Origin of the sequence: Pseudanabaena sp. SR411, assembly GCF_002251945.1 — a bacterium.
In the GTDB taxonomy this organism is placed as follows: domain Bacteria; phylum Cyanobacteriota; class Cyanobacteriia; order Pseudanabaenales; family Pseudanabaenaceae; genus Pseudanabaena.
The window spans coordinates 1-22,897 of sequence record NZ_NDHW01000125.1; the positions used below are offsets into that span (position 1 = coordinate 1).

Here is a 22,897-nt window from a genome sequence, read left to right on the forward strand (position 1 = left end):
TGGTAATGGCGCGCCGCCGACATGGACTGTTTGGGCTTCGTATATGGTTAGCCAGTTTTGGGGGTTTGCAAAATCCATAGTGCTTTTTGGGGATTCGCGTTAGGTATTTACACCGATACCCAAACAGGCATTTCCATAGAAGATGAGTGGCGGCGCGAAGCGCCGCCACTCATCTTCTGGGGTTTTGTCCTCAGTAAAACTTGCTTTGCTATAGCTGGGCATCATTAAAAACCAGAGGTCAAAAACTATGTGTGTACGCTATACGTGCGCCATAGTTTTGGGCTGAGCTACCTAGTCTTTTTGTAAACCATCAGATACGGACTTTGTGAAATATTGATGCTTTGCCAGATCATCGGATCGTTCGATACCTGATTTGGTAAAAAATCCTGCATAGTGGAAATTATGGCGCATAGCTGTAAATCAGCAAACTCTGCCTGCGCTTGAACAGATGAATTTTGGACATTGACATTTTTGATTTTGAGATCCCGATTTAATAATGTCCAAAATGGATATTCGATATCATCATAACCAAGAGCTAGCCCCACATATTGACATTGCGATTGATTGACTAAATCTGATGCTGATTGATAAGGAATTTTTAATTCTTTGTGAACACTGCTAAAGTAAGTATCCCTTCTTTGTAAAAACAGAATTGATGCAGACTGCTCCTTTGCTTGCTCTGCAGTTAAGACGGGCAGGGCGATCAAGGGATGCCTCATAGTAGTTAATGCATAAATAATTGAAATAGTAGTTAGCAATATCAGAAGTATTTTTCTAGCCTTGTTACTAAAAATATGGGTGATTAAATAGGCGATCGGTACAGAAGTAAGAACTGCTAAAGGTAGGATTAATCGATTCCCCCAAGGTTGCCATTTAATCAAAAAACCATGAATTAAAAATCCAAATATAATAGTTATACTTAATATTAACAAATGATTTACTTTCGGATATTCCTGTTTAATTAAAACATTTGAATCAGTATTAATATCAAGCTGCAATTCATGATTACTTTTATTATTTTTTATGAAATTAGCCAATAATATATAAACTATTATTAGAAATAAAATTAAGTGGATAGGGCTGCCAACAAAGTCTTCATTAGGAGACAAAAATCTTAACGAACCTGTCAAAGTGATATATTTATTAATGTCAGAAGAATTAAGTTTAGGTTCATTAATATCAACATGAATGATAAATTTATGGAGATTTTCAATCACCATCCAAAATCCAGGAAATACAAAGTTAATAGCTATATTTTTTAATGCATTAGAGATCATTGGTAATATACCTAACAAGCTATTTTTTGTGCTGTTACCGTCATCTCCCAAAAAACTGCCAAAGGTTTGAAGATTACGCCAATAGTTTGGCATAGAGGGTAATAAGCTAAAAATTAGTAGTGGTACGATCTTGATAAAAGTTGGTACTGAAACTTGAATTAAATTTAATTTAGAAGAATCTTTATGTCTAAATTTAAGCTCATAAAAAACAATTCTAGTTAGTAAAGCTATACCTAACGGAAACCCAAAGATAATCGCAGTTGGCTTTGTAGAAATTCCTAAGCCAATTGAAGCAGACAACCAAAATATATCTGACTTGGTGTAGTGATCAGTCCTAAAGATAAAATATGTGAAGCACACCAGCCAAAAAGTTACCACTAAATCAGTTTGAGTAGTAGTAGACTGCATAATTGCCATAGGCACACTTGCACAGACTAAAGCTCCAAGCCATTCAGAGCTAGCTCCAACTAAAATATTAGTAAGTAAAGAAACCGCTAAAATACTTCCTAAAAAAGCTAACCATTGTAAGCAATTAGCAAATAGATCATTACCCACCAAAATTTGAAACTGTGCAACAATATAACCAGCACCAGTAGGGAAAGAAATTTGACGAGTGTTATTAGTAGGATAATGAGTAACCGATTGGTTTTGAATCCAATGCATCACCCTTGGCAGATGATATGTCATTACGTCCCAGTTATTTGGAGACGAGATTAGAGCAGTAATTAAACATATGGTTAAAATACATACAGTTGCCGTAAACTCTGGATATTTAAAATTTACAGATATGGATAAATTTTTACGTATAAAATGTAAATAAAGCCGTTGAGAAAACTTAACTCTTAAAACCAATAAGTTAAGTAATAAGAATAAGCTCCAAAAAATAGTGACACTGACAAAATTTAGCGATCGCCAAATACTTAAAATTTCTGTTAACGCCGTGATAACCAGACCATAGATGATCGCTGTCTTTATAAAAGCAAGCCTCAACTTACCTGTTTTATGTCTATGGGGTTTACGCTTCCAGATATAAACATTGACTAGAGTTAAGATAAATGAAATAACAATTAGTAAAATATTCATTCTGTCTGATTTAGATTATGATTCAGATAATTCTTGATTGTTCAACACTTTGCGCTAAAGCTTAAACTAATGGGTGAGCCAATCCTAGAGCCTATTTTGAGATGGATGCGAATGCGACGAGTGACTCCATATATTAAGAAGTCTTCTAATGTTTTAGATGTGGGGTGTGGTCGATCGGCTGCTTTGCTGAGGAGTATAGCTCCACGTATTAATCAGGGGGTAGGTATAGATTTTAAAGTTGATGAGCATGTAGAGATCGCCAATATCAAAACCCAAAAACTAATCCTAGACAAAAAATTACCATTTGCTGATGCTAGTTTTGATGTAGTGACAATGCTGGCTGTATTGGAGCATATTGAAAATGAACAGGAAATTTTGTCAGAAATATATCGTGTTTTAGTGCCAAATGGGAAGTTGATTCTGACAGTGCCATCAATCTGGGCGCAGCCTGTATTGGAGTTTTTAGCTTATAAGCTCCGACTTGTGAGTGAGGCAGAAATTCGCGATCATAAAAGATATTACACTCGTGCCAAGCTTAAAAAAGTATTGGTTAAGAAAACAGGATTTCAGAAGTTTATGCACCACTATTTTCAATTTTGGATGAATAATTTCTGTGTCGTTGCTAAGTAAAAACCCGAGTAAAGCTATCTATGCGATTGACTGTAGTAATTCCCTGTTATAACGAAATTGAAACTATCCAGAAAATTATCGATGCGGTAAAAGCATCGCCAGTTCCTGACTGCGAAATTATCATTATTGATGATTATTCTACAGATGGAACGAGAGAGTTATTACAAAATGAATTGCATACTCAAGTCGATCAGGTCATCTACCATGACAGGAACTATGGCAAGGGAGCGGCTTTGCGTTCAGGTTTTGCGGCTGTGACAGGGGATATTGTGATTATTCAAGATGCTGATTTAGAGTACGATCCTCAAGAATATCCCGATATGATTCAGCCAATCCTTGATGGTAAAGCGGATATCGTATTTGGCTCGCGCTTTGTAAGTGGGCGATCGCGCCGTGTTGTCTATTACTGGCATATGGTTGGCAATCACTTTTTGACGATGCTATCGAATATGCTGACAAACATTAATCTGACCGATATGGAGACTTGCTATAAGGCGTTTCGGAGAGAAGTTGTCCAATCAATCAAAATTGAGGAGAATCGTTTTGGGTTTGAACCCGAAATCACCGCAAAGGTCGCTAAAATGGGATGCCGCATTTATGAGGTGGGGATTTCCTATTATGGACGAACCTATGAAGAAGGAAAAAAAATCGGCTGGAAAGATGGTGTTCAAGCAATCTATTGCATTCTCAAATACAATCTTTTTAATTAACGTCAGTTCGACGAAAGCGGAAAGTGGTAAGAATCGCTAAGCGATTCTTACCACTTTCCGCTTTCGTCGTGCTTCGCACGACGCAAATGGCTATATCGAACTCATGTTTAATTAACCTGTTGATCAATGCACCACGAAATATTTTTTGAGCTTGAACGCAAATTACTTTAAGCCCCAAAGATAAGAGGTGGCGCTTCGCGCCACCTCTTATCTTTGGGAGCTACATTACTGAGCGATCGCCCATGTCATCGAGCCGCTTCTGCATACGATTTTTGAGCCGATCTCTAATACCTTCTTTCATACGATCTGGGCGATTTTTTTGCAAGATGTCATTGAGTTGCGATCGCTGCTGTGGTGTCAAGATTTCACGCATAGCTAACATCCGTTCAAAATGTTGCTTTTGTAATTCTTGTTGAAGATTTATTACTTGATTATGTTTGACACGAATCGTATCGCTGCTGGCTGTACCAGCCAGTAAATCGCGTAACTCTTTATGAGCTTGACGTGATTGCTGTGCAAGCTCACGGATGCGAACAAGATCGCGCTCACGAATGGTCTTAAGTTTTTGTAACTGCTCAGTCGATAAATTTAATTGCTTTAGCATCCTACCTGAAGGCATATTCGTATTTTCATCACGATCTGGACGATTTGGGGCTTGGGCTAATATATCGGGATCTAGTTCTGGTTTATTTTCAGCGCTAGGTTGAGAATTTATCTGTGACTGAGTTTGAGATTGGGCTGGAGATTGTGACTTTAAATTAGTGTTACTAGCCCAGATCGCACCACTAGTAGCAATTATGGCTACAGCGATCGCACCATATTGAAAGACTTTTGACTTAAACATAATATTTATCGATATTTAACTGACAAACTAGGAATTTAGGGCGAGGGTTTATTCATACTCAAGGGGAGATAACTCCATCAAAAGTTGTGTGTCCGATGTCGTTGTTGATGTATTTGCAGCTTGTAACCCTGTAATATCAGTAGCATTCCAACTATTGATCAATGACTGCTCGATCGCCACTTGATCATCCTCACTAATTAATTTTCCTTGACTGATATTGGGGATATTTGCAACTTGATACTGTGAGCGATTAGTTGCCCAATTAAATGTTATCCCTGTGGCGATCGCTGTGGGAATTAACAAAGTCCAAGGTAACCAACGGCGTAAATAGGCTTTAGAGGATTTTGCTGATCGTTGCGGATGTTTATGGATTTCAGCAAATAGCTGCTGTTCAAAATTTGGCGCAGGTGGTGGGGCGATGGGCTTATTTTGCTTTAAAAAAGATACCAAGGAGTCATGCGAACTTTCGCGAGAATCTTCTCCAAAGTTTTCTGGAAATCCTTGAGAATATTTATCTTTCATAACTCGACTCCTTGCGCTTCTAAAAACTTTTTGATGGCACTACGGGCATGAAACAATCGCGATTTCACTGTGCCAACAGGAATAGATAAAATTTCGGCGATATCTTTTTGGGGCAACTCCTCAAGATCATGCAGAACTAGAACAGCCCGATGATCTTCGCTGAGCTTGGCTAAACCACGTTGCATGAGGTCTTGATAATGCATGTGGGTTAGACTCGGTTGAGAATCACTTTCACGGGCGATCGCATCATCAGCAAGATTTTCCAGTTGGTCATCTTCAACAGAGATATTACGCGATCGCATTTTAGCTAGAGCTTTGCGGCGATCGCTTGCCACATTAAAAGCAATGCGGTAGAGCCATGTCGAAAACTGCGCGGACTGCCGAAATTTGGCTAGCCCTTTCCATGCTCGTAAAAATACATCTTGCACCAAATCATCTAGACCATCGGAACCACATAGCTGATAGAGCGTTGAGCGCACCTTGTGATGATGACGTTGATACAGTTTTTTAAAACCATGGGGATCACCCTGCAAGCAGGCTTGCACAATCGCGAGATCGGGATCATTATGAGGTGATTCTCTGATATCTATGTTTACCGCTCTGAACATCTATGGCGAACATCCATATGAGCATCTATACTTATTTAGGCAATATTGGCAGATTTACATCACTTTGCGCTCAAGCCAGAACTGAGAATTTTTGTAAAAGTGTTGCTTCGCAACACTTTTACAAAAAATGCCAATGGTTCGTTTGATCGGAAATTGCTGTAACTTATTTCTAAGCTATTAGTTTTGACTGCCCATACCTTAAATAGGTTCAACTCATGTCTGTGGTTAGTTCTGTATTAATTCCTATTATTAAACTATGGTTGCGATCACAGGTCGAGCATATCGAAACTATCGAAATTGCGATCGCTGGCAAAAGTCGTCAGATCTTAAGCGGTGATATTCCTAAAGCAAATGTAAGCGGCACAGGGGCAAAGTATCAGGGCTTGGCTGTCACCAATATTGACCTATGCGCCGAAGCCATCCACCTCAATATTTCTGAAATCCTTAAAGGCGAAGCATTACGATTACTTGATCCTATCCGCGTGACGATGGATGTCGAGCTTTCCGCCGCAGATTTGCAAAGTTGCCTCAAGTCTCCAATTTTCTTAGAAGCGATCGCTTCGGATGCTCCTCCTACAATCAATACAGATGAAGAGATTCGAGATCTACTAGAAACACTAGTGTATAAATTAGGCGATGAGTTTACACTCCATGAACTAGCGATCGCTGAAGGTGGAGCAAAATGTCGTGGTGAATTTGCGATCGCCGCTACCTAAAAGTCATATATCAAAATCATCAAGACAAGCTAAGCGAACCTTTATGATTGATCTAATTACTCCGTCATGCCAATAAATGTCCCTTGTCAATTTTTTTAATAAATTTCAGCAGTTTGTCTTAATCGCACTTATCAACTTGGTTTATTTGGCGATCGCTACTCAACCTGCATGGGCAACAAACTTTGCAGTTAGAGTTTTTGATGGTGACAACATAACTCTTGTAGATCGCGGCATCAAAACCAAAGTACATCTCGCCTGTATTGATGCACCTGAGTTACTCCAAGCTGAAGGAGAACATGCTCGTAAAGTGCTGCAAAATATCCTTGACGATGAAGAAATTTTTGTAAAAGTTTTTAAAAAAGATAAATTTGGGCGTTACAATGGCGAAGTTTTAGCGGGCGGACAAAATGCTAACCAAGTAATGGTTTCTTTAGGACTAGCCCATTACGATCGCCTGCAAGAAAAAGATTGCCAAGGATATGAAGAGCTCGAGGCAAAAGCACAAAGCGATCGCCTAGGTGTCTGGGCAAATGGTACTGATGTGGTGCTACCTAGTCAATTTCGTCGCGAAAATAAGTTGCTAGGTGTTGGATATTAATAAAAAAGGAGCGCATTGCGCTCCTTTTTTATTAACTATCGCGACGGCGAAAACGTCCTCTACGCTTAGCATTTTCAGCTTTACGCTTACGTTTTTCGCCTGCGGTCTCGTGATACTGACAGCGACGAATATCTGCTAGTAAGCCAGCTTTCTGGATTTTTTTCTTAAATCGACGTAGAGCCGATTCAATCCCTTCATTTTCACCAACGATTATTTGAGTCATGCTTATTTTGGTAGCAAAGTATTGTTCTTTATTATGCTGTAGTTTGGCGCATTTTAATTTAGGCGACGGGTATCTAGTTTAGCAAATTTAATCCAAATTTGTAAAGTCTATTTTTTTTAAGCACTTTGCGCTCAAACCCAAATCAAAAAAGTAATGGCGGTGCAAAGCATCGCCATTACTTTTTTATCCTAAGCACACTTTGCATTGCTATACGAACTACTAACTGTTAACTTTAGGGACTTACAAAAACAGCTTTCAACATCCCTTCTTCTGCATCTTGATGTAATTGAAATCCTAGTTTGCGGCAGAGGCTTTGCATTTTGTCGTTGCTATTGAGGATGTAACCAACGATCGCATCAAGTTTTTCCTGCTTACCAACCTCTAGCAGTTGACGTAATAACTCAGTACCTAGCCCTTGATGCTGGTAGCGATCGCTAACGATGAGTGCAAATTCCGCTTCGTTTGTACCATGTAACTTACTGAGCCTTGCTACGCCCAAAATCTCATGCTCTGATGTTTGGGGATTTTTGTAATCAGCAGCTAAGACAATTTCGCGATCATAATCAATGAAGCAAATACGAGTGAGTCGCTCATGGGCAATCCGTTGCTTGAGTTTGACCATGTGGGCATAACGCAAATAGACACTCTCTTCTGAAAGACTTTGATGAAACTGCACCATGAGCGGCTCATCTTCAGGACGGATCGGGCGAATTTTAAGGAGATCTCCTTTCCTTGATTCCCATAGCTGCACATACTTAGTGGGATAGGGACGAATCGCAGGAACGGGTCGCTTATCAATATCGGTGGTTGTATGAAGAACCACTCGTGCATCTAGAGCAATCATCCCCTCAGGCGAAACCGTCAGAGGATTAATATCGATTTCCCGAATTTGAGGCTGCTCAACGATCAACTGGCTAAAGTTAACCAATAACTGTTCTAGTTTGGCAAGATCGATCGCCTTTCGACCTCTGACTCCTTGTAAAGCTTGATAGATGCGCGTATGTTCCATCATCCGCCGCGCAAGGGTGGTATTTAATGGCGGTAATCCTAAAGCACGATCTTGAAAGATTTCTACTAATTGTCCCCCCATCCCAAAAAGCATCACTGCCCCGAACTGCGGATCGAGACTACTTCCTAAAATCAGTTCGTAGCCTTCCATCTTTATCATAGGCTGCACAGTTACCCCCAAAAAAGCTTGGGGATTAATAGCACGCACTTTAGAAGCGATCGCCATAAAAGCACGAGTAACGGCTGCGGCATCAGATAGATTTAAACGCACACCACCCACATCAGTTTTGTGAGTAATAGTTTCCGAATGAAGTTTCAGAACGACGGGATAACCAAAGCGATCGGCAATTTCGACAGCTTCGAGATCACTAGTGGCAATTTCGGTCGGTACGGTGGGAATACCATAGGCGGCAAGTAATTTCTTAGACTCATATTCAGTCAATAAACTGCGATCGCTGCTGAGTGCTGGCGCTAGGATTTTTTCGGCAAGCAGGCGATCGGGCGCATGTTGATCCGAATCCGCAGGCAAGGAAGGTGTTTCATAGATCCCTCGCAAATTGTAGGTATACCGCCACATATAGTTAAACAATCTAACAGCCGTATCAGGATAGGGATAGGTGGGAATATTTGCCTGATTGAGAATTTGGGTTGCTGCGGCAATTTCTGCACCACCCATCCAACTGGTGATGACAGGCTTGCCTAATTGACTGTAAGCCTTGAGCTTTTCCGCCGTCTGTGTAGGATTAGTCATTGCTTGGGGAGTCAAGATGACGAGTAATCCATCGCTATTGGGATCGTTCGCCACAACTACTAAGGTCTTGGCATAGCGATCGCTACTGGCATCCCCCAAAATATCAACGGGATTGTGATGGCTCCATTGAGGCGGCAAAAATTGATTAAGTTGCTGTACTGTTTCTGCTGATAGTTCTGACAATTCACCGCCGCCACTGATCAGGGCATCCGTAGCGATCGCCCCAGGACCTCCCGCATTAGTGACAATCGAGAGACGATTTCCTTTGGGTCTCGGTTGTTTAGAGAGAATCTCAGCCATATCAAATAGGTCGGAAATCGTATGCACCCGCAATACTCCACAGCGTCGGAATGCGGCATTCAGCACTTCGTCACTGCCTGTCAATGCGCCTGTATGCGAAGCCGCCGCCTTTGCCGCCGCCTCTGTATGACCGACTTTCAACACAATAATCGGTTTGTCCATGGCAACTTCACGAGCTGCGGAAAGAAAAGCATGGGCATCACCAATCGATTCCATATACAACACAATGCTGTGGGTATGAGGATCATCGCCAAGATATTCAATCAAATCCCCCCAACCAACATCCAACATCGAGCCAATGGAAACGAAGGCACTAAACCCCACATTTTCGCCGAGGCTCCAATCTAAAATCGAAGTACAGAGCGCTCCACTTTGACTAATAAAAGCGACATTACCTGCACGGGCGATCGTCCCTGCAAAAGTGGCATTTAACCCTGCAAGAGGATTCATCAGCCCTAAACAATTTGGTCCAATAATTCGCATCCCACCCCGTCTTGCTTCGGCGAGAACTTGTTGTTCTAAAGCTTCTCCCGCTTCACCAATCTCTTTAAACCCTGCTGAAACAATAATTGCACCTTTCACCCCCGCTGCTACACATTCCCGAACCACCTGTGGCACTGTTGCCGCAGGTGTGGCAATTACGACTAAATCAACAATTTCAGGGACACTCGCAATATCAGGATAGGACTTAATTCCTAATACACTATGACGCTGAGGATTAACGGGAAAAACAGTCCCTCCAAAAGGACTGCGAATTAAGTTCCATAATAATGTTCTACCGACACTTCCCTCTCTTTCACTTGCACCAATCACGGCTACAGAGCGAGGATGAAAAATACAATCAAGGGGATGGCGCTGTCCTTTCCAAATGTCATGAGCGGGATCACTTACACATATTTGACTTACTGAAACTTTTTCCATGCCATTATCCTGAGCTTAGGTATTAAGGTGTTTTTTTCACCAAGTAGAAACCAAGAAAGTCTCTCTTCTATTTCTCCAAACTATAGCGGTTTTCAAATAATTACAAAGCTAAACCCATAAAGTTGCGTCCCGTAGGGATGCAACTTTATGGGTTTGGGTAATTAATGATATCCATCTACTTACATATTCAAGTGAAATCAAAAAAACAGACTCTAGTAGTTTTTTGAGTTTTCAGGTTGCCAATGACAGCCTGAAAACCATTAGGAGAAATAGACTGGAGTAAGGGAATACTTTGCAGCATTTTACGATCAAAGTTCTTTTGTGAGGTGGTTTCGCCACGCTACACAAAAAGATTCTCTATTTTACTGCGATACCCTAACTCACAATGAGAGCGATAAATACTGCTATTGCTGTGACTAAGATAGCAAATATGATTTTATATTTAGAGTAAAGCTGCTCTTCATCAGTTAGAAGATTAGGTTCTTCGACATACATCGGAGTCAGAATTGCATAGTTATTGAGCAGTCCTCGATCATCTACTGTATAACCACTTGAGATTGGCATACTTGATACAGAACTGGTTTCAAAAGTGGTTTCTTTAACTGCTTCTGGAACTTCTACAGAGGGTAGCTCATTGCTATCACTACGACTATCTGTTACCTTCATTTCGTTGCGATCGATGGTATACATATCGGTGATTCCTCAATGAATAGTTTTATCTCTTCACTCTATAATTGTACCATTTTCTACGGTGGTAGGATAAATAATTGTTTTTGAGCGCAAAGTGTTGTAATTTGCAGCATAGTGGGAATTGGGGATCATATAACTCTAGGGAAATTAGCGATCGCCAATTTCCCATAACCACCAAAACTAACCTTCGAGAAGGCTACCATGCTATATCGCTCAATCCTATCAACTTTGTTGATTTTGAATGCTTCGACTTTTTCAGCAAATGCAGAAATGCTTTTGCAGCCTTTAACCTCTCAACATAAACTGGCTCAAAGTCAAGCTCCAAAATCTGAACAAAGCAATTTAGAACGCGGTTTTCAGTTAGTGATTGATGGTCGAACTCGGTTTCAGGGTGGTGAGGCTCAAGAAGCAATTCAACTATTTCAACAGGCGATCGCGATTTTCCAGAAAGAAGGGGATCGCCTTTCGGAAGCAAGAACTCAGAATTTTATTGGTAATGTTTATCTGAATTTACAGCAATTAGATCAAGCGATCGCCTCCTATCAGGGAGCTTTTAAAATTGTCAGTAGCATTCAGTTACAAGATGTGAAGGGGAATTTGCAGGTTAGATTAGATGAAGTGCTAATCCTGCAAAATCTGGGCTTTACTTTAAATCGGGCTAATAATTGGCGGCAAGCGATCGCCACCTATGAGCAAGCCCTAGAGAAAGCGCGAGCCATTAAAGCCCAAGATCGAGAATTAACAATTCTCAATAATATTGGCAATATCTATGTGGAGATTGGTCAATTTAGTCAGGGGCTAGAACGATTGCAGCAAGCTCTAGCTATTTATGAATCCACAAACAATCAAAAAAGTTCGGCAGGAGTCCTGCTCAATATTGGTTTTGCCTATCGACGACTAGGACAGTTTGAGAAGGCTCTAGACTTCTATCAGCAATCCCTCAAGATCGTGCGGGTCACAGGTGAACGCAAAATCGAAACCAGCATTTTCAATAACATTGCAGGCATATACCGCAGTCAGGGAAAATATTTACAAGCCTTAGAAGCATACAAAGCCTCTCTAAAATTATCGGAACAACTTGATTTAACCAGCCAAGCGGCAACCACTCTCAGCAATATTGGCGTTGTCTATAAGGAATTAGGACAGTTAGATAATGCTTTACGTTTTCAAGAATTAGCATTACAAAAAATTCAAAAACTTGGGGATCGGCAAGCAGAGAGTATTTTTCTGAGCAATATTGGTTCCATTTACGATGACAAAGGGAATCTCAAACAAGCATTAAGTTATTACGAAAAAGCCCTTGCTATTCATAAAGAACTCAATGATATTCCTGCACAGGGCATCACATACAACAATATTGGCGAAATATATCGACTTGCAAAACAGAATGACCTAGCAATTAGTAATTATCAGAAGTCCTTGGTGATTTTACGGGAGATCGGCGATCGCTCTGCTGAAGCAACATCTTTGAGCAATTTGGGGCTAGTATACGCTGATCTCAAACGCTATTCCGAATCTCTTGATGCTTATCAACAGGCTGCCGCAATCCATCGTCAGTTAGGAGAACGCCGAGGTGAAAGCATCGATCTTAGTAATTTAGGGAATTTATTTGCTAATTGGCAGCAACCAGATTTAGCGATTCTGTTTTACAAACAATCGGTGAATATTCGCGAATCCATTCGTAAAGAACTGCGATCGCTATCGGTAGCCGATCAAAAAACTTTTACGGGTACAGTCGAAAGAACCTATCGTGATTTGGCAAATTTACTGCTCAAGCAAAACCGCATTTTAGAAGCGCAACAGGTACTTGACTTATTGAAGGTACAAGAACTGGACGACTATCTTCAAAACGTGCGAGGTAATGGGGAAACAGTTAAGGGGATCGAACTTCTAGCACCTGAACAGAGATTTTTAACCGATTATAGTGCGATTCAAAATCGCTCCATTCAAGCTGGGAAAGAACAACTAGATATTTTGAAGATTACTCAAGCAAATCGATCGCCACAGCAAATTCAGCGACTGCGGGAGTTGCTTGATGTCCAATCACAATCATCTCAACAACTGAATACCTATGTGCAGAGTCCCGCCGTGGCAACAATTTTAAACCAAATCAATCAAGGCGGCCATCGCTCTAACACTGTGAATCTTCAGCAATTCACCTCTTTGCAAAAGACTCTCCAGCAAATGTCACAAAAAACTGCCATTTTCTATCCACTCATATTAGAAGACCGCTTAGAACTCATTCTTGTGACGGCTAATGGTGATCCGATTCGTCGCACTGTTGCGATAAAACGAGAGGATCTCAATAGTGCGATCGTGGATTTCCGTTCTGATGTTCGTGATCCAAGTTCCCTTGATATCTTGGATTCATCACAACGTTTATATAGTTGGCTGATCGCACCGATCGCGGCTGACTTACAAAAAGCTGGTATACAAACGATCATCTATGCCCCTGACGGGCAGTTGCGCTATCTGCCGATCGCCGCACTCTATGATGGCAAGCAATGGTTAGTGGAACGCTATGCGATTAATACGATTACTGCCGCAAGTCTCACGAATTTAAGCGATCGCCGCCGTAATAGTCAGCCCCTTGTGCTTGCAGGTGCTTTTACCTCTGGCAAATATATCTTTGAGGTAAATGGGCAAACTTTTAACTTTTCTGGATTACCTTTTGCAGGTAAAGAAGTTGATAACCTGATTGCCAAGTTACCTAATTCCGTGAAATTTATTGATCAGGATTTTAACGTTAAGTCTACTGTCGCTAAATTTAAGCAATACAACATCATTCATCTGGCTACCCATGCTGCTTTTGTAATCGGGAAACCCGAAGATTCCTTTGTGCTGTTTGGGGATGGCAGTCGAGCGACCTTACGGGATGTGTCCACATGGTCATTACAAAATGTTGATCTGGTAATTCTCAGCGCCTGTGAGACAGGGCTAGGTGGCACACTTGGTAATGGTACGGAAATAATGGGCTTTGGCTATCAAATGGAGTACGCAGGAGCAAAGGCAGCGATCGCCTCTCTCTGGCAAGTGTCCGATGGTGGCACACAAGCTTTAATGGATGCTTTTTATGGCATACTCCAAGATACAAAGCTAACCAAAGCTGAAGTATTAGCCAAATCCCAACGAGTGCTGATTAATGCTGGTAAAGATAGTAACTTTAGTCATCCTTACTATTGGTCACCATTTATTATTATTGGGAATGGCTTATAAGCATGTTTGTCCGCCTATATAGCTTGTCCTATGCCCATAACTAGTGATATATCCCCAATTACCGCCCTACCGATCCAGATTAGTGCTGTAGCTATTTGGATTGGGCTCGTATTTCTAGCTTCCGCAATCCTACGGCGCTTCAAACAAGATCCAGAACTCGTGCGGAAGGTTGTGCATATTGGCACTGGTAACGTCTTGCTGATTGCATGGTGGTTGCAGATCCCGACATGGCTATGTGTAACCGCAGGTGTGACCTTTACGGCGATCGCTTTAGCCTCACACTATACGAATATTTTGCCGATGATCCATGATGTGGGACGCAAAACCTACGGCGTGTTTTACTATGCGCTCAGCATCACAATTTTAGTTGCTCTTTTTTGGGATCAGCATCCCCAATATGCAGTTATCGGTGTGATGGTTATGTCTTGGGGGGATGGCATGGCGGCGCTAATTGGCAAACGCTTTGGTCAGCATACCTTTGTGCATCTAGGAAACAAACGGAGTTTTGAAGGCTCCTTTGCCATGTTTGCTACCAGCTTGATCGTAATGCTTGGTATTTTTGGAATTACTCACGGTATTCAGCCCCGTGACCTTGGAGTTGCGATACCTGTTGCCGCGATCGCTGCCTTACTCGAAGCCTATTCCCCTGGGGGAACTGATAATATTTCCGTGCCGCTATCTAGCGCATTCTTGAGTTTTGCTTTGCAGTCAATATGAGTTGTATCGCAATGCAAGTTTTGATTAGGAGATAAAACCCAAATAAATGAAGGCGGCGCTTCGCGCCGCCTTCATTTATTTGGGTTTTGGTATTATTAGCGTTTTTTCTTTTTGTTTTTATTGGACTGCTTACCTTGCTTACTCGAACCAAAACCTTTAGCAACAGGTTTGGTGGGCATAAGCGATCGCTGATTCCAATCATTGACATTGCGATTCTTTTCAAATGCATCTAACATCTCTCTGATTGCGAGAATTTTCTCTGGCGGCTTAGGTTTCAAATCTTCTGGTGAAAAATCAGACTCTTGTTTGAGTCCTAGCTTTACCTGAGCCGATGCCCAAGAACCTGTTAACCACTCATCGATCTCGCAGTTAGCAAATACCTGTTCGATTAAGGACGCAGCTTCTACAGCTTTTAATTGAATTAAAGTATCAACTAATATTGAATTGATCACGCCATCATCTTGTTGTTTATAGTGATGTAGTTGCGCGATCGTTGCCTGCACACAAGCATCACGACATTCTGGATAAGCTTTAGCAACCTCTCGTAACCCATTGGCTGCTGTTGAGCGTAACCATAATTCTTGGCTGGGATCTTCCAGTAATTTTATAAATGGTTTGATCGCAATCGCGCCAACCCGTTTACTGATCCCAGACACCTCCTCATGCAACCAATCATCATCGGGAAACTTTTTTAACTGGTCGATATAGAGATTTAGTCCCATCTCTGGATCTAGCTGAATTACGGCTCTTATCGCATGAACACCCCATTCCTCAACCTCAAAATCCAATGGTTCTTGATCCCAGCTTAACCGAATTAATTCTGGTATATCTGCTGTTGTCAACCCAAGCATTTTTGTGTAGTCCAGCCAATCATCTTCCCAACTTGTGGCTTCTTTTAAATGGAGAATCTGGGATACAGGGTGTTGATAAGAATGTGATTCTGTCATAGTTCAAGGTATTGAGAAATATTGTAAATATGGCAATCGCCTCTAACATTGAGAGGCGATCGCTATGGGTTATGTCCTAAATTTGCCAGAATTCTATTACCAACGTAGCAAGTTAAATTGCTCCATATCTACGGTGTCACGACTACGATAAATCGATAGCACGATCGCTAAACCAACGGCGGCTTCAGCAGCAGCGATCGAGATGACAAAAATGGTAAATACTTGACCACGAATGCTTGCTGAATCCAAGAAGTTAGAAAAAGCCATCAGATTCAAATTAACGGCATTTAACATTAACTCCACCGACATTAATACGCGCACAGCATTACGACTGGTAATTAATCCATAGATGCCAATACAAAAAAGTGCAGCCGCAATAATCAAAAAAGGTTCTAAAGACATATCTGTTTACTATTAATTGCAATTTACAGCGCTTTGCGCTTTCTTAAAACCTGCGAAATTTTTTAAAAGGCTAGCTTAGCCAGCTTTTAAAAAATTTCTTGTATACGAATCCTCAAAAGACTTTGTTACTTATCTATTTAGAAGCAACAAGTTGCTCTTTGGGCTTTTCTAATAACTCCAGTGAGTCTTCATCAACTTGACCCACTTTCACAACATCAGGTACTAGCTCACGACGAGCCAACACGATCGCCCCAATTAGGGAAACCAACAGCAAAATCGATGCTAATTCAAAGGGCAGTAAGTAATCACTAAAGAAGTGCTGACCAATTACCACCATCGTGGAAGGTAGTTTAGCGATCGTCGGCGTAACAGCCCAGTTTGTCGAAATGACAGTGGCTCCAAGCAATCCAAACAGCCCTAAACAAACAACACCAGTAACAACACTGCGTAAGGCTCCATATTTAACATCTTGGTAGTCTTGGCGCTTGTTAACCAACATGATCGCAAACAGGATCAAAATATTAACAGCCCCAACATAAATGAGGACTTGAGCCGCCGCCACAAAGTCAGCATTGAGCAATAGATATAGTCCTGCAACACTGATAAAAGTTGCGCCGAGCAGAAAAGCTGCATAAACGACATTTTGTAACAGCACCACACCCATTGCCGAAGCCGTTAGCATTGCAGCTAAAACAACCAAAGATACGGTTTGTGAACCATCACCTAGACCGATATTACTCATTAAAATCTCCTTCAGTAATCTTGTCTGTTATACCAATTTCCGAAAGTGTGGCAACACTTTTAGAAATTAAAAACCAAACCCAGTAAGGGTTTTAAAAACACAAAATAGCTTAGCCATTTTGTGTTTTGGTATTATTTATTCTCGGAAGTAGCTTCGGCAATTTCTTCAGGACGTAGCCCCGCACGCTTAGCAGTATGAGGTGTTTCATGCCCCTCAATTACACCCTTCGGCAAATAAGCAAGCTCACGAATTGGCGTAACAAATGGATCTTCAGTAACCTTGGTGGGCATCCGTCCGAGGGCAACGCTATCAAAGTTCAACTCATGGCGATCGAAGGTTGAGAGATCGTATTCCTCAGTCATAGACAGAGCATTAGTGGGGCAGTATTCCACACAGTTACCACAAAAAATACATACGCCAAAGTCAATGCTGTAACTCTTGAGTTCCTTTTTCTTCATCTCTGTGTTGAATTTCCAATCCACTACGGGCAGGTTAATCGGACATACCCGTACACAGACTTCACAGGAAATGCACTTATCGAACTCAAAGTGAATGCGTCCACGAAAACGCTCAGAAGGGATCAGCTTTTCGTAAGGGTACTGCACCGTAATCGGACGACGACGCATATGGTCAAAGGTTACCGACATGCCTTGTCCGATATACTTAGCTGCCTGTACAGCTTCTTTGGTGTATTCACCAACTTTATTAAGAAATTTCAGCATTTTGGTAATAGGGGTTTAAGTTTCTGCTTTAAATTCAAAAATCTTGTTCCCCTCTCCCAGAGGGAGAAGGGCTAAGGGTGAAGGCTTATCCGCCAAAAGCAAAGGGGAAAGCCAACTTCAAAGCGGCGGTAATTAACAGATTAGCAAGTCCGATTGGCAGTAAAAATTTCCAGCCTAGATCAAGCAGTTGGTCGATCCGAACGCGGGGAACTGTCCAACGTAAGAGGATGGCAAAGAAAATAAAGGCATAGGTTTTAACTAGGGTTGCCGTTAGTCCAATGAAAGCAGCAATAACTTGCCACCAAGCTGTATTTGCTTCAATACCAAGAGCTTCGCTAATTTTGTCGATAGGGAATGGTAACTCCCAGCCACCAAGATACAAAATTGAGGCTAGTAGACCAGCTAGCAAAAGGTTAGCGTAGGAACCACCATAGAAGAAGGCAAATCTAATCCCTGAATATTCAGTTTGATAACCTGCGACTAGCTCTTCTTCTGCTTCTGGCAAGTCAAAGGGTAGGCGCTCACATTCAGCAAGAGCCGCAATAATAAAAATCACAAAACCAATCGGTTGCCGCCAAATATTCCAAGAAAGAATCCCATATTCAGCTTGCTGATTAACGATATCAATGGTGCTAAGTCCATTGGTCATCAGCGCTACAGCAAGCACTGCCAAAGCTAGAGGGATTTCGTAACTAATTGACTGTGCGGCAGCACGTAAACCACCAAGGAGCGAGTATTTGTTGTTAGAAGAGTAACCTGCCATCAACAAGCCAATGGGGGCAATGCTGGAAATAGCAATGATGAAAAATACGCCCGTACCAATATCAGAAATGATCAGGTTTTGACCAAAGGGAATGACTAGATAGCATAAAAAGACAGAGATAAAAACCAACGCAGGTCCGATTGTGTAGAGCAATGGATCGGCTTTGGCAGGAATCGTACCTTGCTTGATCAATAGCTTACCAACGTCGGCAAGGGGAATTAGTAAACCAAAGGGTCCTGCATATTCGGGTCCAATCCGTTGTTGGGCGGCAGCGGAGATTTTTCGTTCTAGCCATGTGCAGACCAGTGCGCCCACAGTTACGCCTAAAACCATGACTGCCATGGGCAATAACATCCAAATTACTTTGGCGACATCGGCGGGTAAGCCCAGCCCTGTCAGGATTTCAATTAAAGATCTTTGTAAATCAATTCCACCGTACATTAGCGATCGACCTCACCCATAATAATGTCCACACTTCCTAAAATTGCCATGATGTCGGCGAGCTTCATGCCGCGTACTAGATCTGGCAAGATCTGTAAATTAATAAATCCAGGTGGACGAATCTTGAAACGCCAAGGGAAGACACTATCTTCACCGATGATATAGACACCCAGTTCACCCTTTGGCGCTTCGACACGAACATAATGTTCGCCTGAAGCAACTTTGAATGTGGGTGATGGTTTTTTGCTAATAAATTGATAATCCATCGAGTTCCATTCACTCTTTGGCCCTGCCAAAACTCTTTGCGCTTCGAGGTTTTCGTAAGATCCACCAGGAATTTGCTTAAGACATTGCAGAATCATTTTGGTGGATTCGCGCATTTCGCGTACACGCACCAAGTAACGGGCTAAGCAGTCGCCGCCGTTGTCCCACTGTACATTCCAGTCAAGTTCATCGTAGAGTTCGTAATGATCGACTTTACGCAAATCGAGTTTTACGCCTGAACCGCGCAACATTGGTCCTGATAAGCCCCAGTTAATTGCTTCATCACGGGTAATTGTGCCAAGCCCCTCAATCCGCTTGCGGAAAATCGGGTTGTTGGTAATTAATTTTTCGTATTCGTCGATAACAGGAGCAAAGTAATTGCAAAAGTCTTCACATTTCTCGATCCAGCCATAGGGCAGGTCAGCCGCAACTCCGCCAATACGGAAATAGTTGTGCATCATCCGCATCCCTGTTGCTGCCTCGAACAGGTCATAGATCATTTCGCGTTCGCGGAAGACATAGAAAAATGGGGTTTGTGCGCCGATGTCTGCAACGAATGTTCCGAGCCATAGTAGGTGAGAGGCGATGCGGCTTAGTTCTAGCATGATCATTCGGATGTAGCTAGCGCGTCGCGGCACTGGCACATTAGCTAGTTTTTCGGGTGCATTGACGGTAATTGCCTCGGTGAACATGGTCGCGAGGTAATCCCATCGGGTCACGTAGGGCAAATATTGGATAATCGTGCGATTTTCGGCGATTTTTTCCATTGAGCGATGCAAGTAACCTAAAACAGGCTCGCAATCGACTACGTTTTCGCCGTCTAGCGTGACGATAAGTCTGAGAACGCCGTGCATGGATGGGTGGTGAGGTCCCATATTTATGACCATGCGTTCGGCTTTGGTTTCAATCATCACCATGATTTGCGATCGCCTCTTTACTCTGTAAACTGTTGCTCTGGTTAAGTAGTGCTAGTTTTTGCTAGTTATTTAGGATCTGTTGTGCTAAGCGCGACAAATCCCAAATCTTTGTTATTTTAAGTCACGGCTTGGGCGTTTGCTCTAGCAAATGACTCTATTGGTTATGTGAATTAAGTAGATATACCTTGATGCTTCTCAGTATATCGCCATGTTGAGGCGGGAATATGTGTTAAAAAGTAGCAAGTCTATGATTTTCGCCATAATTTATCTTGTCAATTGCATAGATAAAAATCTATGCTTAAATAAAGAACTATTACTTAACAATTGTAGTAAATCCATATAAAACTTGAGACTTTTACTGAGAGATAAATTACGTTGACAGTAACGCACTTTAGTTACTGAATATTCATGGCAGGAATCAAACGACGTATTACTCCCGACCCTAGATCAAGTTTGATTGATAAACATTTGCCGAATACGCCTCAAGTTCAACGATTGCTAAGGAGGGAAGGCAGAGCGCATATTTTTAGCGATCGCGAAACCTTAGAAAAAGTTATACAGGCTATCATCTTAGATGGAGAACGAACTGGTATCGAGAATGAAGATGATGACTATGAAAGGTATGGGTTGTATTTTGCCGAGCCAATTGGTTACATAATTAGAGTAGATGGTAGCCAAACGTCTCTTTATTACGGTGAGATCAAAGTCTTAAAAGCTACAGGTGAGTATCATGCAATCCCTCGTGCCAGCTCTCGAAAAACAGGCTAAAACTTGGAAATTTATCGAACTTTGGGTTGATCCAATCCCTTTTCCACCTAAAATTTTGATGCTTGTCGGCGATCATGATGGTAGATGTAATATTTTTAATCCTGCATCAGATTACAAACTAGTAGTTTCTCATTCAAACTATCAAGCAGCCCAAGAGTGGTTTCTTGAAGATGATTATGAACGTGTCAAGGGTAAGCTTTTGGCTGAAGAAATTATGTGAGGCTAGGCGATCGCCTATTTGTTGATTTTTTATAAAGCGTATTTCCTTAAAATAGATCTAAGTTACTCCCTTCCCACCAAAGAAATAGACATCAAAAACCAAGAATTAGCGTTGAATTAGCGTTGCGCCGCAACGTCTAATCCTTCACTGGGAAGGGAGTATACCAAAACACAAAATGGCTGCGCTATTTTATGTTTTGGTATAAGTAGTTAAGAAAACCCGTAAAGTTTTGCACCGAAGGTGCAAAACTTTACGGGTTTTGCTTTGTAATTAATTATGCATAAGTACTTCCCTATAGCAAAATTAGGGTGACTGTGACAGATCGGTACTAAGACAATTACTCTATTTTTTTTTGGGCTTGATATTGGTATAAATGTCTTTGATAAGTAGATAGCCATAAAATATTGAATCCCCAATCCTTGAACACACAAACAGAATGCATCCAAGGATTGGGTTCTGATTTTATCTATATCGAGCTACTTAAGATTCAGAATCGCTACCATTATTTAAATCATGGGCAAAGCAAGAAAACATGAATCAGCCCAAGGAGACAAAACTCCAGTTTATCCGCTTTGATCGAGGTATTAGTCAGTACAATCATGACTACTACGCTGCTTTGGGCTTACCAATTATTAGCAATCCTACGTACATTCGCAATGTGTATTTGCGGATTGCTCGTATTTTGCATCCCGATATATACGGCTTTTCGGCAGAAGAGAAAGAAATTGCCACGCAATATCTGGCGAAACTTGTCAACCCAGCCTATAACGGGCTGATGCGAGAGCAGGATCGCACAGCCTATCAAGGAATATTTAAGCTCCTTGCTAAACGCTTAATGCAGAGATCTCGTAATATCCAGATTCATTCGGAGAGTGCCTGTGAGTTGGTGATGACTCCTAGTGATGAGGTTTACGAGCGCTTAGTTACGGAAATCGCTAAAGTGCAATATCAATCGCTCACCAAAATTCTGGAGCATACGGCGGAGATAAGTGAGTTAAATCTGGTTTACATCCTTTATAAACAGGGTTATCGACATGGGGCAGTTAACATGCCACCAGTACTTGCCCCAATGCTGACACCTAAAAGCACTAAATCGCATACCACAAACTTTCTCCCGCCACCCTCAAAACCGAGTTACACATACAACCTTCAGTATGCCAGCGATCAACAGGCTAGTAATCTGCAAGCTAACTCTGATGAGACAATTCTTCAGGCTCAATTTGAGAGCAATGACATGCAGAATGCTAGTAATCTAAAAGCTAACTCTGATGAGACAATTCTTCAGGCTAGCTTTGAGAGCAATGACATGCAGATGATTAACAATCGAATCAAGATCTGTGAAATCTATATATTGCAGAATAATTGGAAAGCGGCTCTCCAAGATTTGCGAGACATCTTGAGAGCTGATGAGAACAATAGCAAATGTCTTGCTCTGTTAGGTGTGGTTTACACCAATATGAATCAACCCCAAATGGCTAAAGCGAGCTTCAAGCGATCGCTTTATCTTAATCCTCAAGAAGCTCTAGCCCTCAAGCATCTTCTAGAATTCAACGAATCCAATGTTGACCAAAATAGCGCGACGAAGGCAAATAGCAGTAAGGGCGATCGCAAAGGAATTCCCCCAACCATTAAGAAAACGCCTCTACCACAAAAGCAAGGTTGGCTAGCCCATTTACTCAAATGGGCATTCTCCCGAAAATCCTAAAACCTAGTAATACCAAAGCTAAAAATGGCGTTGCCATTTTTGGCTTTTAAAACCCTTACTTGATTAGGACATAAAACCAGAAGATGAGTTGCGGCACTTCGCGCCGCAACTCGCTTTTTGGGGTTTACTTTGTAATTAATTATGCTTAGCTACTTATCAAAATATAAAGTCAAGAATTGATGGTGTGGGGCT

The 22,897-nt window shown here is 41.6% G+C and carries 23 protein-coding genes; 9 read left to right on the top strand and 14 right to left on the bottom strand.

What is annotated here, in order from left to right; all coding sequences use genetic code 11:
• Positions 1–99: 99 nt before the first annotated feature.
• Together B9G53_RS28500 and B9G53_RS13025 are read right to left on the bottom strand one after the other, a co-directional pair.
• The gene (locus B9G53_RS28500; RefSeq protein ID WP_254923650.1) at positions 100–225 is read right to left on the bottom strand and encodes a hypothetical protein; all 126 of its coding nucleotides are present in this window, start codon (positions 223–225) and stop codon (positions 100–102) included.
• A gap of 62 nt (positions 226–287) precedes the next feature.
• Positions 288–2,360, bottom strand: a complete 2,073-nt coding sequence (locus tag B9G53_RS13025) for a glycosyltransferase family 39 protein (protein ID WP_094532961.1) — start codon at positions 2,358–2,360, stop codon at positions 288–290.
• Between the two features lie 69 nt (positions 2,361–2,429).
• Between B9G53_RS13025 and B9G53_RS13030 the strand changes: the two genes are divergently transcribed.
• Positions 2,430–2,990, top strand: a complete 561-nt coding sequence (locus B9G53_RS13030) for a bifunctional 2-polyprenyl-6-hydroxyphenol methylase/3-demethylubiquinol 3-O-methyltransferase UbiG (RefSeq protein ID WP_094532963.1) — start codon at positions 2,430–2,432, stop codon at positions 2,988–2,990.
• Positions 2,991–3,010: 20 nt separating this feature from the next.
• Positions 3,011–3,700, top strand: a complete 690-nt coding sequence (locus tag B9G53_RS13035) for a glycosyltransferase family 2 protein (protein WP_094532965.1) — start codon at positions 3,011–3,013, stop codon at positions 3,698–3,700.
• A 220-nt stretch (positions 3,701–3,920) separates the two neighbouring features.
• Here B9G53_RS13035 and B9G53_RS13040 read toward each other — a convergent pair whose 3' ends face one another.
• Genes B9G53_RS13040 through B9G53_RS13050 form a run of 3 tightly spaced genes read right to left on the bottom strand, consistent with a single transcriptional unit; the run spans position 3,921 to position 5,674 of the window.
• Complete coding sequence (locus tag B9G53_RS13040; protein ID WP_094532967.1) at positions 3,921–4,544, bottom strand: Spy/CpxP family protein refolding chaperone; 624 nt, start codon at positions 4,542–4,544, stop codon at positions 3,921–3,923.
• 48 nt (positions 4,545–4,592) lie between these two features.
• Positions 4,593–5,066 carry a hypothetical protein gene (locus B9G53_RS13045; protein ID WP_094532969.1) on the bottom strand — a complete coding sequence of 158 codons (474 nt, stop codon included), beginning with the start codon at positions 5,064–5,066 and terminating at the stop codon, positions 4,593–4,595.
• A complete protein-coding gene (locus tag B9G53_RS13050) occupies positions 5,063–5,674 on the bottom strand; it encodes a sigma-70 family RNA polymerase sigma factor (RefSeq protein ID WP_094532971.1) in 612 nt (203 codons plus the stop codon). The genes B9G53_RS13045 and B9G53_RS13050 overlap by 4 nt, the downstream gene beginning before the upstream one ends.
• Positions 5,675–5,889: 215 nt before the next feature.
• On the opposite strand from B9G53_RS13050, the gene B9G53_RS13055 reads away from it, so the two are divergent.
• The gene (locus B9G53_RS13055; RefSeq protein ID WP_094532973.1) at positions 5,890–6,390 is read left to right on the top strand and encodes a DUF2993 domain-containing protein; all 501 of its coding nucleotides are present in this window, start codon (positions 5,890–5,892) and stop codon (positions 6,388–6,390) included.
• A gap of 76 nt (positions 6,391–6,466) precedes the next feature.
• Positions 6,467–6,988: a thermonuclease family protein gene (locus tag B9G53_RS13060; RefSeq protein WP_094532975.1), complete on the top strand. Its 522-nt coding sequence runs from the start codon at positions 6,467–6,469 to the stop codon at positions 6,986–6,988.
• Between the two features lie 31 nt (positions 6,989–7,019).
• Here B9G53_RS13060 and rpsU read toward each other — a convergent pair whose 3' ends face one another.
• The 3 genes from rpsU to B9G53_RS13075 all read right to left on the bottom strand — a co-directional run bounded on the left by rpsU (position 7,020) and on the right by B9G53_RS13075 (position 10,881).
• On the bottom strand, positions 7,020–7,211 hold the full coding sequence (rpsU, locus tag B9G53_RS13065) for a 30S ribosomal protein S21 (protein WP_094532977.1): 192 nt from the start codon (positions 7,209–7,211) through the stop codon (positions 7,020–7,022).
• A 232-nt stretch (positions 7,212–7,443) separates the two neighbouring features.
• The gene (locus tag B9G53_RS13070; RefSeq protein WP_094532979.1) at positions 7,444–10,191 is read right to left on the bottom strand and encodes a bifunctional acetate--CoA ligase family protein/GNAT family N-acetyltransferase; all 2,748 of its coding nucleotides are present in this window, start codon (positions 10,189–10,191) and stop codon (positions 7,444–7,446) included.
• 375 nt (positions 10,192–10,566) lie between these two features.
• On the bottom strand, positions 10,567–10,881 hold the full coding sequence (locus B9G53_RS13075; RefSeq protein ID WP_094532981.1) for a hypothetical protein: 315 nt from the start codon (positions 10,879–10,881) through the stop codon (positions 10,567–10,569).
• 201 nt (positions 10,882–11,082) lie between these two features.
• Between B9G53_RS13075 and B9G53_RS13080 the strand changes: the two genes are divergently transcribed.
• Positions 11,083–14,097, top strand: a complete 3,015-nt coding sequence (locus B9G53_RS13080; protein WP_094532982.1) for a tetratricopeptide repeat protein — start codon at positions 11,083–11,085, stop codon at positions 14,095–14,097.
• 30 nt (positions 14,098–14,127) lie between these two features.
• Positions 14,128–14,814: a diacylglycerol/polyprenol kinase family protein gene (locus B9G53_RS13085; protein WP_094532984.1), complete on the top strand. Its 687-nt coding sequence runs from the start codon at positions 14,128–14,130 to the stop codon at positions 14,812–14,814.
• 95 nt (positions 14,815–14,909) lie between these two features.
• Here B9G53_RS13085 and B9G53_RS13090 read toward each other — a convergent pair whose 3' ends face one another.
• The 6 genes from B9G53_RS13090 to B9G53_RS13115 all read right to left on the bottom strand — a co-directional run bounded on the left by B9G53_RS13090 (position 14,910) and on the right by B9G53_RS13115 (position 20,012).
• A complete protein-coding gene (locus B9G53_RS13090) occupies positions 14,910–15,761 on the bottom strand; it encodes a hypothetical protein (RefSeq protein WP_094532986.1) in 852 nt (283 codons plus the stop codon).
• Between the two features lie 96 nt (positions 15,762–15,857).
• Positions 15,858–16,163 (bottom strand): NADH-quinone oxidoreductase subunit NuoK, encoded by a 306-nt coding sequence (gene nuoK / locus B9G53_RS13095; RefSeq protein ID WP_009627748.1) that lies wholly within the window; start codon positions 16,161–16,163, stop codon positions 15,858–15,860.
• 133 nt (positions 16,164–16,296) lie between these two features.
• A complete protein-coding gene (locus B9G53_RS13100) occupies positions 16,297–16,905 on the bottom strand; it encodes an NADH-quinone oxidoreductase subunit J (protein WP_094532989.1) in 609 nt (202 codons plus the stop codon).
• Positions 16,906–17,036: 131 nt separating this feature from the next.
• Positions 17,037–17,624: an NAD(P)H-quinone oxidoreductase subunit I gene (gene ndhI, locus B9G53_RS13105; protein WP_176453200.1), complete on the bottom strand. Its 588-nt coding sequence runs from the start codon at positions 17,622–17,624 to the stop codon at positions 17,037–17,039.
• 88 nt (positions 17,625–17,712) lie between these two features.
• Positions 17,713–18,831 (bottom strand): NADH-quinone oxidoreductase subunit NuoH, encoded by a 1,119-nt coding sequence (gene nuoH / locus B9G53_RS13110; RefSeq protein ID WP_094532993.1) that lies wholly within the window; start codon positions 18,829–18,831, stop codon positions 17,713–17,715.
• Positions 18,831–20,012, bottom strand: coding sequence for an NAD(P)H-quinone oxidoreductase subunit H (locus B9G53_RS13115; RefSeq protein ID WP_094532995.1), 1,182 nt, complete (start codon positions 20,010–20,012; stop codon positions 18,831–18,833). Before B9G53_RS13115 ends, nuoH begins: the two co-directional genes overlap by 1 nt.
• Positions 20,013–20,420: 408 nt before the next feature.
• On the opposite strand from B9G53_RS13115, the gene B9G53_RS13120 reads away from it, so the two are divergent.
• The 3 genes from B9G53_RS13120 to B9G53_RS13130 all read left to right on the top strand — a co-directional run bounded on the left by B9G53_RS13120 (position 20,421) and on the right by B9G53_RS13130 (position 22,705).
• Positions 20,421–20,780, top strand: a complete 360-nt coding sequence (locus tag B9G53_RS13120) for a hypothetical protein (RefSeq protein ID WP_094532997.1) — start codon at positions 20,421–20,423, stop codon at positions 20,778–20,780.
• Complete coding sequence (locus B9G53_RS13125; protein WP_094532999.1) at positions 20,743–21,000, top strand: hypothetical protein; 258 nt, start codon at positions 20,743–20,745, stop codon at positions 20,998–21,000. Before B9G53_RS13120 ends, B9G53_RS13125 begins: the two co-directional genes overlap by 38 nt.
• Positions 21,001–21,532: 532 nt before the next feature.
• Complete coding sequence (locus B9G53_RS13130; RefSeq protein WP_094533001.1) at positions 21,533–22,705, top strand: molecular chaperone DnaJ; 1,173 nt, start codon at positions 21,533–21,535, stop codon at positions 22,703–22,705.
• The last annotated feature ends 192 nt before the right edge of the window (positions 22,706–22,897 follow it).